The sequence below is a fragment of the Herbinix hemicellulosilytica genome (genome assembly GCF_002904165.1).
Classification (GTDB): domain Bacteria; phylum Bacillota; class Clostridia; order Lachnospirales; family Lachnospiraceae; genus Mobilitalea; species Mobilitalea hemicellulosilytica.
In genome coordinates, this window is the sequence record NZ_CVTD020000016.1 from 15,264 (window position 1) to 32,393 (window position 17,130).

A 17,130-nucleotide genomic window follows, 5' to 3' on the forward strand; every position below is an offset into this window, starting at 1 on the left:
ATTATACATTAAAGCGGAAAAGAATGACATCTCCGTCCTGAACAATATAGTCCTTTCCTTCCAGGCGTACCAGGCCCTTTTCTTTAGCCGCATTGTAGCTGCCGCATTTTACCAGATCATCATAATTGACTATCTCTGCCCTTATAAAGCCTCTTTCGAAGTCCGAATGAATTTTACCTGCCGCCTGAGGTGCTTTGGTGCCGGCCGTAATTGTCCAGGCCCTAGTTTCTTTTGGACCTGCAGTTAAGAAACTGATAAGGCCCAAAAGCCTGTAACTTGCTTTTATTAGTTTATCAAGACCTGATTCTTCAAGTCCCAAATCCTCAAGGAATATTTTTCTTTCTTCATCGTCCAGTTCTGCCATTTCCTGCTCGATCTTGGCACATATAACAAACACTTCTGAGTTTTCTTTTGCCGCAATCTCTTTAACCGCTTTTACATACGGGTTATTTGCTCCGTCATTTGCGTAATCTTCCTCATTAACATTTGCAGCATAGATAACAGGCTTTGCGGTAAGAAGGTTATAAGTGGCTATAAGTTTACTCTCTTCTTCTTCCGCCGCAAAAGTTTTGGCCGGTTTTCCTTCTTCCAGATGCACTTTTAATCTTTCCAGCATTTCAAGCTCTTTAGCCAAATCCTTGTCGTTTTTGGCCCCTTTGGCAGTCCTTGCAATTCTTCTTTCCAAAATCTCCAGATCGGAGAATATTAGCTCCAGATTTATGGTTTCAATATCTCTCCCCGGATCAACCGAGCCTTCTACATGGACTATATTCGAATCCTCGAAGCAACGGACTACATGAACAATGGCATCGACCTCTCTTATATGGGAGAGGAATTGGTTGCCGAGGCCTTCTCCTTTTGAAGCTCCTTTTACAAGTCCGGCTATATCCACAAATTCAATGATAGCCGGAATAATTTTTTCAGAATTATATAAATCAGCCAGTACCTGCAGTCTTTTGTCAGGTACGGATACAACTCCGACATTCGGATCTATAGTACAAAAAGGATAGTTGGCCGATTCCGCACCGGCTTTTGTCAATGAATTAAACAGTGTGCTTTTGCCTACATTGGGTAAGCCTACGATACCTAGTTTCATATGTTCGTTCCTTCCTTATATAATGTAAAGATTTCTTCTTATATTTAATCCCTTGTTTCAAATACGGTTAAAATCCCATCATCAAATTCGACTATTCCTTCTTTATCTGTAATCTCATTGCTGATTCCCAGGCTGCTTCCTTTTTTGAGTATTATTCCGTCCAAAGGATATTTAAAACCTCGCAGCTTTAATCCCTTTACCTGATAAGTAAAAGGAAGAAGGGAAACAAAATTGCCGTATTGCTTGTCTTTCTTTATGACAAAATTTTCGGCTTTAAGATAAATTTTATTATTTGCATCTATAATTTTTGCATCAATTTTCTTTTCCAATGCAACATAAAGAAGGTTAATATTAGCCAAAGTATGATCCAGGCGGGTCCCGGTAGCTCCTGCAAAATCAATAACCGAAGGCTTTTTTGTTAAGGCCAGCTCAAAAGCCAGCTCGGTATCAGTCATATCCTTTTGCGAAGGAAAAGTCATTATCGGTATGGATTTTTCCCTGTATTTACTTAATATTTCCGAACCTGCGGAATCAAAGTCCCCCAATATATAGTCAGGCAAAATATTTAGCCTGTCCAATGCAAGTAAGCCTTTGTCCGCTGCTATAATCACGGAATACTGTTCATTTAAAATCAGGGAACGTAAAAAATCATGTTCTATACTGCCCCCGGTTACTATCAAAACTTTATTCTTACTTATGTTGTTGCTCAAATTTCCTGAATACCTCATAATATCTGTTTATATTGGCCGCTATGTCTCCTTCAAATATGCTTGTTCCGGAAACAATTACATTTGCTCCGGCTTCCAAAACGTCGGCAACATTATCCGGTGTTATGCCTCCGTCTACTTCAATATCTATATTAGCACCGGCTTTTTGGGCCTTTTCTTTTAAATCCCTTATTTTATCCAATGAACTTGGTATAAATGCTTGTCCTCCGAAACCCGGATTAACACTCATTATCAGAACCATATCGATATCATTTATAATGTAATCCAAAACATTAAGGCCGGTTGCGGGATTTAAGGACACTCCCGCTTTAAGGCCCAGTTTTTTTATTTTATGAATGGTATTATGAAGATGAGTGCATGCTTCCGCATGTACTGTTATTATATCGGCTCCCGCTTTTTTGAAATCTTCAAGCAGCCTTTCGGGTTCATTTACCATCAAATGCACATCAAAAATTAAATTTGATTTTTCCCGGATTGAAGATATAACCGGAATACCAAAACTGATATTGGGCACAAAGTTACCGTCCATTACGTCGATGTGCAAGTAAGGTACCCCTGCTTCTTCTACTGTTTTGATTTGTTTTCCCAGTACATTAAAATCAGCCGCTAAAATTGACGGCGCAAGTTTAATCATAGTGGCCTCCATCAGTAAATACAATAACAAGTAAATTCATTATATATTGTCCGTAAATATATGCTATATATTATAAAAATTCACTTAGCCAACGATTCATATTTATTAATTTTAAAATACTGTTATTTTAATACCGTTTTATTTCACTAAGTTCTTCATATAAATCCTTATAATTTTCATATCGGATGCTGCTGATTTTACCCTCATTTAGTGCCTCTTTAACGGCACAACCGGGTTCATTAAGATGCATGCATCCTATAAAACGGCACATATCTTCATATTCTTTAAATTCTATAAAATAATCCTTCAGCTCATCCTTGTCTATTTCGTCTATATAAAGGGAGCTAAATCCTGGAGTATCCATTATATAGGTGTCTTTATCTATACAGATAAGTTCCGAATGCCTGGTGGTATGTCTGCCTCTTTTTATCTTTTCGCTTACTTCACCGGTTTTTATTTTGGCATCCGGTTTTATCAAATTTATCAATGATGATTTTCCTACTCCTGAAGGACCGGCAAGAACTGTGGTTTTTCCTTTTAATAAATCACATATTTCAGTAGACCCGTCTTGCATAAGCACACTTATGCCGATAACCTTATACCCGGATATCCTGTACGTATCCATCAGCAGGCGGATCTCATCCTGACTTGCTATATCCTTTTTATTAAAGCAGACTATAGCATCTATGTTCTGCCTTTTCATCATAATAAGGAAACGGTCCAAAAGGTTTAAATTCGGATCCGGCTGTGCTGCCGCAAACATGACCAAAGCCTGATCCACATTTGCGACAGCAGGCCGCTTAATTTCATTTTTCCTCGGAAGAATATCGGTTATAACACCCGAACCTTCAGGCTGATCATCGGTATCAATTTCCACATTATCACCGACAAGAGGCTTTATATTTTGATTGCGAAAAACCCCTTTTGCCTTGCATTCATATATTTTATCCTCCTGCGGTACATGCACATAGTAAAATCCGGCTATACCTTTGATTATCTTGCCCTTCAAGCTATTCCTCCACTGCATTAAAGTTTACATACCATACATAAGCTTCATCGGTTCCTCTTAATTTAAACAATTCACCGTCTATATACATTCTCACTATGCCTACAGATTCACTTTCTCCTTCAACCGTAAGCTCAAGAGGGAAGTCCGTGACAGTCATAACCTCGTTATAAATCTCGGTGCTGTAGCCGTTTTGCTCCAGTTCCAGAATAACTTCGGCTTGATTGTCTCCCACATAATCCAAAGGATTAATATCGCTAATTCTTAACGTTCCTAAGTATCTTACATTACCGGAATGACCGGTTGAAGGACCTGTTTCAACACTTTCCGGTCCGGTACTAACGCTTACATTAATCTTGGTACCCTGATCAACCAGCTCACCGGCTGTAGTATCCTGATAGAATATCTGTCCGGCAGGATATCTTTCCGAAGGCTCTTCACTTACACTTCCGAGAGCCAAACCGGCATTGGCAAGTAAGGTCCTTGCTTCATCAACAGTCTTTCCGATAAGATCGGGAACTGCCGCCTGTTTAACTTCGGGACCTGCGCTGATATATACTGTTATGGTATCTCCTTCTTTTACCACTGATTCCTTCGGCGGATCGGTAGAAATAACTTTTCCTGCCTGTATCTCGTTGCTGTTCATAGTTTCAAACTTGACCTTAAGCCCTACTTCGGCAAGTTTTTGCTCAGCCTGTTCTTTGGTCAAACCATATACATAAGGTATCACAAAAGATTCAGGCCCTACACTTACATACAGGATTACTTCTGACCCCACAGGGAAATCCGTATCCGGATTAGGATATTGCCTTACGACAAAACCGGGTTCTTCTGTTGAATATTCTTCTTCAGATCTTACTAAAGCAGTCGGGTCTTTTGCTTCAATAGTAGCCTTGGCATCCTCATACTTAAGCCCTTTAACATTAGGAACTTTATATGTTTCAATTGCCTGAGTAGGCTCCGGTGTCGGAGTTAGTTCTTCAGTAGGTTCGGGAGTAGGTGTCTCCGTAACTATCGGATCTGTATTGGGATTTTCTTCTTTCCTAGGCAGGATAAAACGAGCGACAATATAAAATATTGCTATTGTCACAATCACTATAGTAACTATCGTAATTACCGAAAAGATTTTATCAACCTTTTCATCCATGGCTTCCAGATCATCGTCGTCATCGTCAATTGCCTTATCATCTTTCCTGTTGTGAAGATTGTCTGTAGAGTAAACACCGTTCTTTATTCTTCCCAGATCATTCGAAATATTGATAGTCGGAGAATCATTGGCCACAAAGGCAGGAATCTGGACAAAATCCCCGTCAGGATTGGTTAGTGCCCTCTTTAAATCGGCAATTAACTCAGAGGCAGAGTGATATCTTCTCTCAGGTCTTTTTTGCATACACTTTTGAACTATTTTATCCAAACTAACCGGAATATTTTCATCCAGTTCTCTTAAAGGTATGGGTTCCTGCTGTAAATGGGACAAAGCTACCGATACGGTATTGTCTCCAGCAAACGGTACCTGTCCTGAAAGCATTTCATATAATGTTACTCCAAGAGAGTAGATATCACTTTTCTCATCACTATAACCGCCCCTGGCCTGTTCAGGGGATAAATAATGAACAGATCCCATGGCATTTGATGTAATTGTATTGGAATTGGAAGCCTTGGCTATACCAAAATCGGTTACTTTTACTTTTCCGTCTTTGGATATAATAATATTCTGGGGTTTTATATCCCTGTGAATAATATTATTGTCATGGGCTGCTTCCATACCCTGGGCAATCTGTATGGCTATACCAACGGCTTCTTTAATATCAAGCTTTCCTTTTCTTTCGATAAACCGCTTTAAGGTAATTCCTTCTATAAACTCCATAACAATATAATGTAAGCCGTTTTCATTGCCGACATCATAAACATTAACGATATTGGGATGGGATAAGCCGGCAGCCGATTGAGCCTCACCTATAAACTTATTTACAAAGCTTGTGTCGCTGGCATATTCCGGTTTTAACACCTTAATCGCAACAAAACGGTTCAGCCGCTGGTCTTTTGCCTTATAAACATCGGCCATGCCGCCTGAACCGACAATATCAATTATTTCATACCGATCGCTTATATACATACCGGGTTTTAACATTATCTTTCACCTCTTTTTCATACTTTAATAACGATGACTGCTATATTATCTCTCCCCCCGTACTGATTGGCTGTTTTTACCAATGTTTCGGCAGCAGTCTTAGGGTCGTCTGCATTTTCCCTGATAATCTTTTCTATATATTCGTCTTCCAGCATATTGGTAAGACCATCAGAGCACATCAAAACAATATCCCCTTCTGCAAGTTCCACTTCAAAGAAATCCGGTTGGGCTTTTTCATTGACACCAAGCGCTCTTGTTATTATGTTCTTATTCGGGTGAACTCTGGCTTCATCCCTGTTTAATTCACCCGTTTTTACCATGGCTTGGACCAGGCTGTGATCTTCTGTTATCTGCCTTATTTCTTTGCCGATAACATAAAGCCTGCTGTCCCCTATGTTTGCAACATACATTTCTTTACCGCATATTGTAGCAACTACAAATGTGGTCCCCATTCCTTCCAATTCTTCCTGTTGCTTTGACTTTGTATAGAGAGCTTCGTTAGTAGCCCTGATGGCTTCTTCCATAAGTGCTATCGGGGATGTTATATTGCTTTCTTTTATAAATTGCGTAAAAAATTCAACGCAGAACCTTGAAGCATAATCACCGGCTTTATGCCCTCCCATCCCATCGGCTACAATAAAAAGGTTCGGTAAATTGCCGATAGGATTTGTCTCGCAAAAGACATAATCCTGGTTTATCCTTCGTTTTTCTCCTATATCCGTGATAGAAAATGCTTTCAAGCCTGCACCTCCTCGTCCATCCCAAAACATTTGGAATTTGGCAGGTGCTATAATGCCCCCCATTGTCAAGACAATTTTTCAGCTTTTCTAAGTTAGATTCTCCTTTCTTTAAATTTCTATATTTTACATTTATTTACTATGTCTGAGGATGTCAAGGGCGAGCGTAAGCGAGTTCATCTTGACCCTTGACATCCAATACACATACATCATTTTTCTTTCCGGTCTGTCATGACAGACCGGCTGCCTTCCGGCGAGGACGGGGTTTGGGGCAGAGCCCCAAGGTTTTATACGACTGCCTGAAACTGTTTGTAAACCCCGAAATAATACTCTGCTGGCGTTTTGTAGTCTAACGACTGATGAGGTCTCCGGTTGTTATAATATTCAACATAATCCCTGGTAATCTGCCGGAGTTGGTGCCCTGTTTCGCAATCCTCAAGATAAAGCTTTTCCCACTTGTAAGATCGAAAGAAGCGCTCTATCCTTTGGTTATCCAGTGCTCTTCCTTTCCCATCCATTGAAATTTTTATATTGTTACTTTTTAGTAAGTTTATGTAATCATCACTGGTAAACTGTGAACCTTGGTCACTGTTCATAATTTCAGGTTTCCCGTACCGTTTGATCGCCTTTTTTATTGCCTCTAATACAAATGTCCTTTCCAAAGTATTTGATAACTCAAATCCAACAATATACCGGGAATACCAGTCTATAATGGCTACCATGTACATAAAACCACGTTTCATCCGGCAGTATGTTATGTCTATAGACCATACCTGGTTTGGATGATCAATATTCAAGCCTCTCAGCAAATACGGATACAAATACTTGCCATGCAGACGTTTGCTAAGATTAGGTCCAGGACAGAAACCATGGATCCCCATTTCCCTCATGTAACGCCGGGTTCGCTTTCGATTGATATGAATGTGATAATCCCGGTTCAGGATATTCGTCATCCTGCGGTAGCCATACTCCGGATGAGCCGTGTAAATCTCATCAATAATACGCTTAATCAGGTATTCCTCATCATTTACTGGAACCGGCTTGTAGTAAAGGCTTGTACGGTTAATTCCCAACAGTTCGGCTTGCTTTGTGATGCTCAGTTTCTTTTCTTCTCTGTCAATCATCTTCATGCGGTCTTCACGGGACTTAGAGTCGGCCAGATTTTTTTTTAAGCCAGGCAACCTCATATGAAAGTTGTCCAATTTGCTTAAACAGTTCGTCCTTCTCCTTTTCATACGACTGTTTGACCTTCTCTACTTCATCAGTTTCCTTGCTGAAAACTCTGCCTGCATTGCTTATGAATTCTGCCTTCCAGCGACTTAGCTGGTTCGGATGTATTTCATATTCGGCAGCAATCTCATTCAGCGTTCTTTCTTCCCTTAAGACCTCAATCACTATTTTTGCTTTTTCTTCCGGTGTAAAATTTCTTCTCTTTTCCATAGTTCCATTCTAACTTATTTTGGCCGTTTTGTCTGTCTTAATTTCTGGTATCATTATATGCACCCTATCTTATCAGGTTTAAAACAAAGATATGGGATACAACTAACCGCAACAATTTATTTGCTACACCTGTCCATATAGCTCTTTCTAAGCTGCCCGCAGGCAGCATTTATGTCCGAGCCCATTTCTCTTCTAATAGTAACATTTATTCTATTTTTTTCAAGTATATTTTTGAATTTTTGTACTCTGGCATTAGCCGACCTTACATAATTTCTTTCTTTTATAGGATTAACAGGTATTAAATTAACATGGCAATTATAGCCTTGAAGAAGTTGTGCCAATTCTTTAGCATGCTCTTCTTCATCATTGACTGACTGCACAAGGCTGTATTCAAAGGTCAGCCTTCTTCCTGTTCTTTCATAATAATATATAAAGGCATCCATTACCTCCGAAAGCTTGTACTTTCTGGCTATCGGCATAAGTTTCTGCCTTAATTCATCATTGGGGGCATGAAGTGACAATGCCAAAGTAACCGGAAGGCCTTCTTCAGCCAGGCACCTTATTTTATCGGGTATACCGCAGGTAGATACGGTAATATTTCTGGCACTTAAATTAAGGCCGTTTTTGTCACTTACAATACGGATAAAACGTACCAGGTTATCATAATTGTCCAAAGGTTCTCCCGTTCCCATTACCACCACATTGCTGACCCTCTCACCGCTCATAACCTGTATCCTGTATACCTGGTCAAGCATTTCCGATGCAGACAGGTCCCTTTCTTTTCCACCTATGGTTGAAGCACAGAAAGTGCACCCCATGCTGCACCCTACCTGGGATGAAATACATACACTGTTGCCGTGGCGGTATTTCATAAGGACACTTTCAATAACAGCATTATCACTGAGCCTGAATAAGTACTTAACAGTCCCGTCCTTTTCAGATACAAGACTGTCAACCGCCTTAAGCACAGTTAACGGATAGTTTTCACTCAGTAATTGCCTTAAATCTTTTGGCAAATTTGTCATTTCATCATATGACGCAGCCAGCTTACAGTGCATCCAGTCATAAAGCTGCTTGGCCCTGAATGCCGGCTGATTTAGTTTCTTCATTTCTTCCGTTAATTCATCAATATATAAGGATTTTATATCCATAACCATCGTATTCCTTTAACAAAGCGTCTGTTTCGTTTTTCTTAACCTGCATATAAAAAATCCGTCAGTCGGATGAACTCCCTGTAAAAGCTGCAGATATCCATTTTTGGTAGTATCTGAGTGTAATTCTTCAGGCAAAAAGTCGTTTATATTTTCTGCTTCGAAATCTTTATGGTTTCTCAAAAACCAGTCCATGTTGTCTATGTTTTCCCGTCGGTCAACCGTACAGGTAGAATAAATCAATACTCCTCCCGGCTTTACATACCGACATACAACATCCAGAATTTCTCTTTGTAATGTTACAAGTTCTTTTTGTTGATTTTGTGTCAGTTTATACTTTATATCATATTTCTTACCTAAAACCCCCAATCCGCTGCATGGAAGATCCGCAATCACAATATCGGCCTTTCCTACTATATCCGGATCAAGTACCCTTGCATCCCAGACCTTTGTTTCTATATTATTTAATCCCATGCGGCGGATATTCTCATTAATAAGTCCCACCTTATATTCGGTCAGATCCCTGGCAGAAACAAGTGCGGCATTTTCCGCTAAATGAAGGCTTTTTCCGCCCGGTGCCGCGCAAACATCAACCACAAAATCGTCATTTTTTGCACCGGCTATTTTACCGACCAGCATGGAACTGGCATCCTGTATTGTAAAAAGCCCCTTTTTAAATGTATCAAGCCCTTCCAAATAATCAAAGTCTTTAATTATAAATGCTTCTTTAAGGTAAGGATGCTCTGCTGCTGTTACCCCTTCATTGCTCAGTAATTTTTTTAACTCATCTGGAGTAGCTTTTTTAATATTGCAGCGAATAGTAATATCCTTTTCCCTTAAAGAAGCTATAAGCATAGTCTCTACCTGTTCAGGTTTATATTGCTTTAAAAGCATATCGGCTATCCATTGCGGCACCGAATACATTATGCTTAAATAATAGCCAAAATTTTTATCCTTGTCGGGAAATCTAATATCATCTTTACGCCTTGCTATAGTTCTTAAATTGGCGTTAACAAATCCCGACAATCCTGCAAACCCCCGCCTTTTTGCCAGTTTTACGGCTTCATTACATACGGCAGATGCAGGAATCTTATCCATATACATAAGCTGATAAGTACTAAGCCTTAAAAGGTTTCTTATAAGGGGCTTCATTTTTCTTACCGGCACGGAAGAAAACTGTTCGATTATATAGTCCAATGTTATATAATGCTTTACGGTTCCTGCAAAAAGCCTTGATATAAAAGCCCTTTCATGTTTTGGCCTGTCCTGGTATCTTTTTAATGTATTATTTAAAACAGCATGGCTGAACTGATCGCCTTCAATTACTTCAAGAAGCATATCAAGCACTATTTCCCGTTCGTTTTTATGGTCAGTCACGACGTCTTCCTCCGCCGAATAAAATAATAAGCCTCAATAACTGCAGGATCGATGTGGCTGCCGCTGCCACATAGGTCAAAGCGGCTGCGCTTAAAACCTTCTTTGAATAATTTATTTCCTCACCGTGTAAAATTCCTGTTTCCCCAAGCCTCTGAATTGCCCTTCTTGAAGCGTTAAATTCCACAGGTAAAGTAACCAGTTGAAACAATACCGCCGTAGAAAACAGAATAATGCCCAGATTTATCAGTGTCTGTGATCCGGCAAGGAGCAGTCCGATCAAAATTAAAGGCCATGCGATAGCAGCTCCGAAATTTACTATCGGAACCAATGTATTTCTGAACATCAAAGGGATGTATGAATTTTGATGCTGTATGGCATGACCGCATTCATGGGCAGCCACACCGATAGCCGCTATGGAACTGCTGTCGTATACGGAATCGGAAAGTCTTAATACTTTTCTTCTCGGATCGTAATGATCGGTCAGGTGTCCGCTTATGCGTTCAATCTGTACGTCAAAGATGCCTGCCCGGTGAAGGATTCTTTGAGCCGCTTCGGCTCCGGTCATTCCGGAAATACTTCTTACCCTGGAGTATTTATCAAAGGTTGACCTTACCTTCGCCTGTGCCGCCAAAGACAAGACCACTCCGATCAGCACCAATATATATGTCGGGTCAAAATAATAAAAAGGATATCCCATAAGATCACCTCTTTCAAATATCTTGTTTCATTAGAAAAAATTATATTCAATATGATAAATTTATGACTAATTTATGATAAGTTATCCGAGAACAATTCCTTTTTCTATTTTGTATCCTCTTAAAAATTCGTCTGCGGATAATCTCTTTTTCCCTTCCAGCTGAAGTTCCAGAATTTCAAGTGCATCTTTTCCGGTCATGACGACTATGGAATCTTTGTTTACTTCCACCACTTCTCCGGGTTTTGCGCCGGCTGAATATTCCTTTACTTTTGCTTTCCAAAGTTTTAAGGTTTTGCCGTTAAGTTTCGTATAAGCACTGGGCCATGGGTTAAGCCCCCTGATTAATCGTTCAATATACACAGCCGGTTTTGTAAAATCAATATTTCCCATTTCCTTGTCCAGCATTTTTGCATAAGTAGCCTGTGAGTCATCCTGAGGAACTCTTATAGCCGTTCCTTCTTTTATCTGCTCCAAAGCTTTAACCAGCAGTTTTGCACCCAAAACAGCCAGCTTGTCATGAAGGCTTCCCCCGGTTTCATCATCACTAATCTGAATCTTTTCCTGCAAAATCATATCGCCAGTATCCAGTCCCACATCCATATGCATAATGGTAACACCGGTTTCTTTCTCTCCGTTTATAATAGCCGCCTGTATCGGTGCCGCTCCACGATATTTGGGAAGCAACGACGCGTGGACATTTATACAGCCGTAAGGAGGTATATCCAAAATATCCTTAGGTAAAATCTGGCCAAAAGCCGCCACTACTATTACATCCGGCTTTAAATCCTTTACCTTTTGAATAAATTCCGGATCTTTAACCTTAACAGGCTGATAAACAGGAAGATTAAGTTCAAGGGCCGCTTCCTTGACTTCCGGAAAGCATAATTTTCCCCCTCTTCCTTTGGCTTTGTCGGGTTGAGTGACAACTCCTACGACTTCATGACCGGCTTTTACTATTTCCCGTAAGGTATTTACCGCAAAATCCGGTGTACCCATAAATATAACCTTCATGCCGCTTTTTCCTTTCTTCTTTCAATGATAGCTATTATTTATCCGTCAATTAATCATTACTTATATAATATTATAATGGTTATAAAGCTAACATTTGCAAGTAATTTTAAGAAATCTAATAAACGATGAATAAGCAAAAATATTTACTGTCGTTATAAAATCACCAAAATAATATACCTGTTAATTATTATAACTGCAAACACACAGCAAAATCTACATTTTCATCAAATTTTAAGAAAACTTTATATCTTACTTAACAGACATGACCATATCTATATCCGATTATTCGTCCATTGCTTCGTCAGAGAAATCTTCTTCATCCGTATCATCTTTATAAACATCTCTAAGTTCCCCTGTCACCTTTTCCACATACAGGATACCGTTAAGATGGTCAATTTCATGACACAAAGCCCTTGCAAGAAGTTCAGTACCTTCAATTATAAACTCCTGCATATATCTGTCATAAGCCTTAACTTTCACATAATCGGGCCTTTCTACAATTCCGACTTTACCGGGTATGCTTAAGCATCCTTCTTCTCCGATCTGGCATCCTGATGATTCGATAATTTCGGGATTAATTAAAACAATCGGATTATTCCTTTCTTCGGAAACATCAATAACAATCACCCGTTTTAAAACTCCTATCTGCGGTGCCGCAAGCCCTACCCCGTCGGCATCATACATGGTTTCTAACATATCATCGATTAAAACAAGCAGCTTCTCATCTACCTTTTTTACTTCTTTGCTTACCTTAGTAAGCACACTGTCACCTATTTTTCTTATATTTCTTATTGCCATTTTTATCTTCCTTTCTTAAATAACAATCAATTTACTAATAAACATTCATCGGATCGAAATCAAACTGAAGGCTGCAGCCCGTAAATAGCCCTGATTCTTTAAAGTATTCTTCAAGATAATTCTTCAGTTCTATAAGTACATCATAGTTTCCGTCTTTGATATATATAACCCTGCGGTAAATATCCATGGCTTTCGATATTGAAGCAGGGGCAGGACCTATTATATTTGATTTAAAATCTTTTGTACGGATATGCTCTTTTAAGGCTTCGCCTATTACGGCTATAGCCCGGTCTGCCAGGCCCTCGTCTTTTGCGGTAACTAAAACCAAAAGGATATGGGCTGCGGGAGGATAATTCAAAAGCTGCCTGTAAAGCATTTCCTGTTCGTAAAATTTCCTGTAATTACCTTCGGCTGCCGCAGTAACGGTATAATGTTCAGGATGATAGGTCTGTATAACCACCTCACCCGGAATTGTGTCCCTTCCGGCCCTGCCTGCTGCCTGGGAAAGCAGCTGGAAAGTTCTTTCTCCGGCTCTGAAATCCCCGGCATATAAAGACAAATCGGCAGCGATGATTCCCACCAAAGTAACCAAAGGAAAATCGTGTCCTTTAACTATCATCTGGGTTCCTACCAAAATATCCGCCTGATGATTAGAAAATGCGGACAAAATTTCCTGATATCCGTTCTTGCCTTTTGTAGTATCCATATCCATCCTAAGAACTCTTGCTTTCGGAAACTCTTTCTTTACCATTTCTTCTACTTTTTGGGTACCTGTACCGAAAGTTGCGATATATCTTGAACCGCACATAGGACATAAAGCCGGCATTCTTTCTTCATATCCGCAGTAATGGCATATAAGTTTCCCATGAATATGGGATGTTAAAGCTATATCACAATGATTACATTTGATTACATGCCCGCAGCTTCTGCATGATACAAAACCGGAATAACCTCTGCGGTTTATAAAAAGCATAATCTGTTCGTTTTTTTTTAGCCTGTCTTCCATCAATTCCTTAAGCTTGCGGCTGAATATGGACCTGTTTTTCTGTTTTAATTCTTCCCGTAAATCTACTATCCAGACTTTAGGCAAGGTTGCTTCCTTTGCCCTTTTATCCAAGGTAAAAAGTTTATATTCACCCGAAAGCCCTTTCATGTATGATTCAAGGGACGGGGTTGCTGAGCCTAAAATAACAAAGGCCCCGGTAAGCTCAGCCCGTTTTTTTGCTACTTCTACCGCATGATATTTGGGTGTAATTTCACTTTTATAACTTCCCTCATGCTCTTCATCTATAATAATAAGCCCCAGATTTTTAAACGGTGTAAACAGTGCCGATCTTGGTCCGATTATAATATCTATTTCACCGTTTCTCGCCCTTAAACTTTGATCGTACCTCTCACCGTCAGACATTCTTGAATTTAGGATGGAAACCCTGTCTCCAAACCTTTCATAAAACCTGTTAACGGTCTGATAGGTAAGGGCTATCTCCGGTATCAGTACTATAACTTGCTTACCCGAAGCTATTACCTTAGATATAACCTCCATATACACTTCGGTTTTTCCGCTTCCGGTTACCCCATGGATCAAATAGGTATGACGCTTTCCATTATTATAATCATTTATTATCTGATTCACAATAAATTGCTGTTTTTCGTTGAGAATTACAGGTTCTTTCTGGGCCTTTTGCCTGCTGAAAGGATTTCTGTAAACTAACTCCCTTTCAATTCTTATTATACCGTTTTCCTCAAACCATTTTAATACGGTCCTGCCTATATTAAGGCCTTCCGTTACATCAGTATAATCCAAAACCTGGCCTTTTAATAAAGCATCCAAAAGCCTTACCCTGGCCGCATTGTTTTTCTTTTTCTGCTCCAGATAAAGCTTTTGGATTTCATTCCCTGATACGGCAGGCACAATTCTTCTTTTTTCTTTTATCTTAACGGCCTTTTTTACCGGTATCACTGTTTTTAGGGCGTCTATCATAGTTCCGCCAAAAGTTTCCTTCATCCAGTAAGCCAGATAAATAAGATGGCTTTCTATAACAGGATCGTTAACTATAACACGGTGAATGGGTTTAATTTTTTCTACGTTTATTTTAGGTTCATCCGACAGTCCCACGATATAACCCTTAATCCTGCGATTGCCAAGCCCAAAAGGAACTTCCACCGGAGCGCCGATAACAGCCGAAGACAAGAATTCCTCAGGAACGGCATACTGATATGTCTTGTCTAAATTTTCATGGGATATGTCAATTATTATGTCGGCATACTTTTGATAAGACATAACAGTCCTCCTTTGTAAAGCAATTAGCTGATGGCGTCCCTAACAAGCTCCCTGTCATCCATATGATATTTAACGCCCTTAATTTCCTGATAATCTTCGTGGCCTTTACCTGCAATAATTATAACATCTCCCTCCTGGGCGTTGTCTATACAATATTTAATTGCTTCCCTGCGGTCAGTTATAGTTATATATTGTCCCGGTCCTTTTTTAACGCCTTCAACAATATCTTTTATAATGTCTTCCGGTTCTTCAAACCTGGGATTATCGGAGGTTACAACCGTAAAATCCGCCAACTTTGAAGAAATCTCACCCATAAGGAATCTTCTGTCTCTGGAACGGTTTCCGCCGCAACCGAATACACACACCAATCTCTTAGGGTTGTATTCCCTAATTGTTGTAAGAAGACTTTCCAAACTCATAGCATTATGGGCATAATCAATCATAACAGTATATTTTCCGGGAACGGGAACCAGTTCAACTCTGCCCCTTACCTTAATATTTCTTAACGCTTTTTTGATGTCTTCCTCGGACACGTCAAAATGCCTGCAAAGGGCAATGGCACACAGTGAATTCAGTACATTAAATTTCCCGGGAATATCTATTGTTACATCAAAATTCAAAAGCCCTCTTACCGAATAAGATACTCCAAGATAACCCGGTTCATGGATAAGTTGAACATTCGTAGCATATATATCCGCTTTTTCGCTAAAACCGTAGGTTTCCACTTTGCAGGTATGACCTTTTAAGATTTCTTCGGCATATTTGTCATCTATATTAACCAAACCAACCTTGCACTGTTTAAACAATTTGCTTTTACATTTTAAATAATCCTCAAAGTCCTCATGCTCATTTCCGCCTATATGATCGTAGCCCAAGTTTGTGAACACTCCGTAATCAAATATAAATCCGTCCATCCTGTATTGCTTAAATCCCTGAGATGAGGCTTCCATTACCACACACCGGACGCCTTTTTCAACCATCTTTGCAAAAGTCTCCTGAATAATATATGATTCCGGTGTGGTATTGCTTGCAGGAATTACTTCATCTCCTATTATAGTTTCGATTGTCCCGATTAATCCAGTCTTAATACCCGCATTTTCCAAAATTGATTTTATCATATAAGTTGTAGTAGTTTTTCCTTTGGTTCCTGTAACACCTATGGTTATAAGTTTTTCAGCAGGATGCCCGAAATATGCGGCAGACATATATGCCAGGGCTTTTCTTGCATTATCTACCTTGATTACGGTGATATCTTTCGGAACTTCAACATCCTTTTCCACAATCAGGGCTGCTGCTCCTTTATCTAATACATCGGGAATATACTTATGCCCGTCTGTTACTGTACCCGAAATACATACAAACACAGAATCCTTTTTAGCCTTTCTAGAATCATAAACCAAATCTGTGACGAAAGTATGTACGTCTCCCTGCAGGCAGGTATACTCGACCTGTTCCAATAAATCTTTCAAATACATATATAGTCCTCCTATGGGTTTTTTTATTATATTATACTCCCATATGCATATTTTTCTGTTGCATTCTTTGGTATAAATATTGCAATTATTGCTTTTTCACCCAATCATATATCTAATTATAGGCTAATTTGGGATTTTGTAAAGAAAATTTAAGGATAACAAAATCCTCCAGAATAGACCCGGAGGATATAATCCTATCATCTTTTTATATTTTGAAATTTTTTAGGATAGCTTTCAACAAATTTACTTTTATTTTTTTATCTTTTCAGATCAATAATATAATTTGTTTCAGGGAGCATATTAGGGGCATATTTTCTGTATTATTAATTCTATTTATCTTGAGTGAGATTCTTGTTTCTTTTTTTATGCCTCTTCTGTTTTAATTTTATTGATATCCTTTATACAATTTTTTTCTTGAATATTCATCCATTTCTTATTCCATTTTTCTACTTGAAAGCGAACTCGATTTCTTAAATAAATCATACAATATTTACTGTTACTTTTCCATCAATTTTTTCTTTCCCGAATAATTTTATTTTAAATATATTTACTCATTTTTTCTGGAATA

Annotated in this window: 14 protein-coding genes; all 14 read right to left on the minus strand. The window is 39.1% G+C overall.

Going from position 1 to position 17,130, the window contains the following annotated elements; genetic code table 11:
- Nucleotide 1 precedes the first annotated feature (1 nt).
- The gene (gene ychF, locus HHT355_RS07215) at nucleotides 2–1,096 is read right to left on the minus strand and encodes a redox-regulated ATPase YchF (RefSeq protein ID WP_103202770.1); all 1,095 of its coding nucleotides are present in this window, start codon (nucleotides 1,094–1,096) and stop codon (nucleotides 2–4) included.
- A 44-nt stretch (nucleotides 1,097–1,140) separates the two neighbouring features.
- Nucleotides 1,141–1,806 carry a thiamine diphosphokinase gene (locus tag HHT355_RS07220; RefSeq protein WP_158245921.1) on the minus strand — a complete coding sequence of 222 codons (666 nt, stop codon included), beginning with the start codon at nucleotides 1,804–1,806 and terminating at the stop codon, nucleotides 1,141–1,143.
- On the minus strand, nucleotides 1,787–2,458 hold the full coding sequence (gene rpe / locus HHT355_RS07225; RefSeq protein WP_103202772.1) for a ribulose-phosphate 3-epimerase: 672 nt from the start codon (nucleotides 2,456–2,458) through the stop codon (nucleotides 1,787–1,789). Before rpe ends, HHT355_RS07220 begins: the two co-directional genes overlap by 20 nt.
- A gap of 127 nt (nucleotides 2,459–2,585) precedes the next feature.
- Nucleotides 2,586–3,467 carry a ribosome small subunit-dependent GTPase A gene (gene rsgA, locus HHT355_RS07230; protein WP_103202773.1) on the minus strand — a complete coding sequence of 294 codons (882 nt, stop codon included), beginning with the start codon at nucleotides 3,465–3,467 and terminating at the stop codon, nucleotides 2,586–2,588.
- Nucleotide 3,468: 1 nt separating this feature from the next.
- Nucleotides 3,469–5,595 carry a Stk1 family PASTA domain-containing Ser/Thr kinase gene (gene pknB / locus HHT355_RS07235; protein WP_103202774.1) on the minus strand — a complete coding sequence of 709 codons (2,127 nt, stop codon included), beginning with the start codon at nucleotides 5,593–5,595 and terminating at the stop codon, nucleotides 3,469–3,471.
- A gap of 17 nt (nucleotides 5,596–5,612) precedes the next feature.
- On the minus strand, nucleotides 5,613–6,335 hold the full coding sequence (locus HHT355_RS07240) for a Stp1/IreP family PP2C-type Ser/Thr phosphatase (RefSeq protein WP_103202775.1): 723 nt from the start codon (nucleotides 6,333–6,335) through the stop codon (nucleotides 5,613–5,615).
- Nucleotides 6,336–6,619: 284 nt separating this feature from the next.
- Nucleotides 6,620–7,772 (minus strand): IS3 family transposase gene (locus HHT355_RS07245; RefSeq protein WP_456298587.1). Its coding sequence is split into 2 segments (ribosomal slippage): nucleotides 6,620–7,502 and nucleotides 7,501–7,772, totalling 1,155 coding nucleotides; the frame shifts between segments, so codons are not numbered across the junction.
- Nucleotides 7,773–7,888: 116 nt separating this feature from the next.
- Nucleotides 7,889–8,923 carry a 23S rRNA (adenine(2503)-C(2))-methyltransferase RlmN gene (gene rlmN / locus HHT355_RS07250; protein WP_330403383.1) on the minus strand — a complete coding sequence of 345 codons (1,035 nt, stop codon included), beginning with the start codon at nucleotides 8,921–8,923 and terminating at the stop codon, nucleotides 7,889–7,891.
- A 15-nt stretch (nucleotides 8,924–8,938) separates the two neighbouring features.
- The gene (rsmB, locus tag HHT355_RS07255) at nucleotides 8,939–10,300 is read right to left on the minus strand and encodes a 16S rRNA (cytosine(967)-C(5))-methyltransferase RsmB (RefSeq protein ID WP_103202777.1); all 1,362 of its coding nucleotides are present in this window, start codon (nucleotides 10,298–10,300) and stop codon (nucleotides 8,939–8,941) included.
- Nucleotides 10,293–10,997, minus strand: coding sequence for a zinc metallopeptidase (locus HHT355_RS07260; RefSeq protein WP_103202778.1), 705 nt, complete (start codon nucleotides 10,995–10,997; stop codon nucleotides 10,293–10,295). The genes rsmB and HHT355_RS07260 overlap by 8 nt, the downstream gene beginning before the upstream one ends.
- An 81-nt stretch (nucleotides 10,998–11,078) precedes the next feature.
- On the minus strand, nucleotides 11,079–12,008 hold the full coding sequence (gene fmt / locus HHT355_RS07265) for a methionyl-tRNA formyltransferase (protein WP_103202779.1): 930 nt from the start codon (nucleotides 12,006–12,008) through the stop codon (nucleotides 11,079–11,081).
- A gap of 282 nt (nucleotides 12,009–12,290) precedes the next feature.
- The gene (gene def / locus HHT355_RS07270) at nucleotides 12,291–12,806 is read right to left on the minus strand and encodes a peptide deformylase (RefSeq protein ID WP_103202780.1); all 516 of its coding nucleotides are present in this window, start codon (nucleotides 12,804–12,806) and stop codon (nucleotides 12,291–12,293) included.
- Nucleotides 12,807–12,840: 34 nt separating this feature from the next.
- Nucleotides 12,841–15,087, minus strand: coding sequence for a replication restart helicase PriA (gene priA, locus HHT355_RS07275; RefSeq protein ID WP_103202781.1), 2,247 nt, complete (start codon nucleotides 15,085–15,087; stop codon nucleotides 12,841–12,843).
- A 23-nt stretch (nucleotides 15,088–15,110) separates the two neighbouring features.
- Nucleotides 15,111–16,562, minus strand: coding sequence for a UDP-N-acetylmuramoyl-L-alanyl-D-glutamate--2,6-diaminopimelate ligase (locus tag HHT355_RS07280; RefSeq protein ID WP_103202782.1), 1,452 nt, complete (start codon nucleotides 16,560–16,562; stop codon nucleotides 15,111–15,113).
- Nucleotides 16,563–17,130: the final 568 nt, after the last annotated feature.

Coding starts and splice junctions, on each gene's coding strand:
- ychF (WP_103202770.1), bottom strand. CDS start 1,096: ATGAAACTAGGTATCGTAGGCTTACCCAATGTAGGCAAAAGCACACTG.
- rpe (WP_103202772.1), bottom strand. CDS start 2,458: ATGATTAAACTTGCGCCGTCAATTTTAGCGGCTGATTTTAATGTACTG.
- pknB (WP_103202774.1), bottom strand. CDS start 5,595: ATGTTAAAACCCGGTATGTATATAAGCGATCGGTATGAAATAATTGAT.
- rlmN (WP_330403383.1), bottom strand. CDS start 8,923: ATGGATATAAAATCCTTATATATTGATGAATTAACGGAAGAAATGAAG.
- HHT355_RS07260 (WP_103202778.1), bottom strand. CDS start 10,997: ATGGGATATCCTTTTTATTATTTTGACCCGACATATATATTGGTGCTG.
- fmt (WP_103202779.1), bottom strand. CDS start 12,008: ATGAAGGTTATATTTATGGGTACACCGGATTTTGCGGTAAATACCTTA.
- def (WP_103202780.1), bottom strand. CDS start 12,806: ATGGCAATAAGAAATATAAGAAAAATAGGTGACAGTGTGCTTACTAAG.
- priA (WP_103202781.1), bottom strand. CDS start 15,087: ATGTCTTATCAAAAGTATGCCGACATAATAATTGACATATCCCATGAA.
- HHT355_RS07280 (WP_103202782.1), bottom strand. CDS start 16,562: ATGTATTTGAAAGATTTATTGGAACAGGTCGAGTATACCTGCCTGCAG.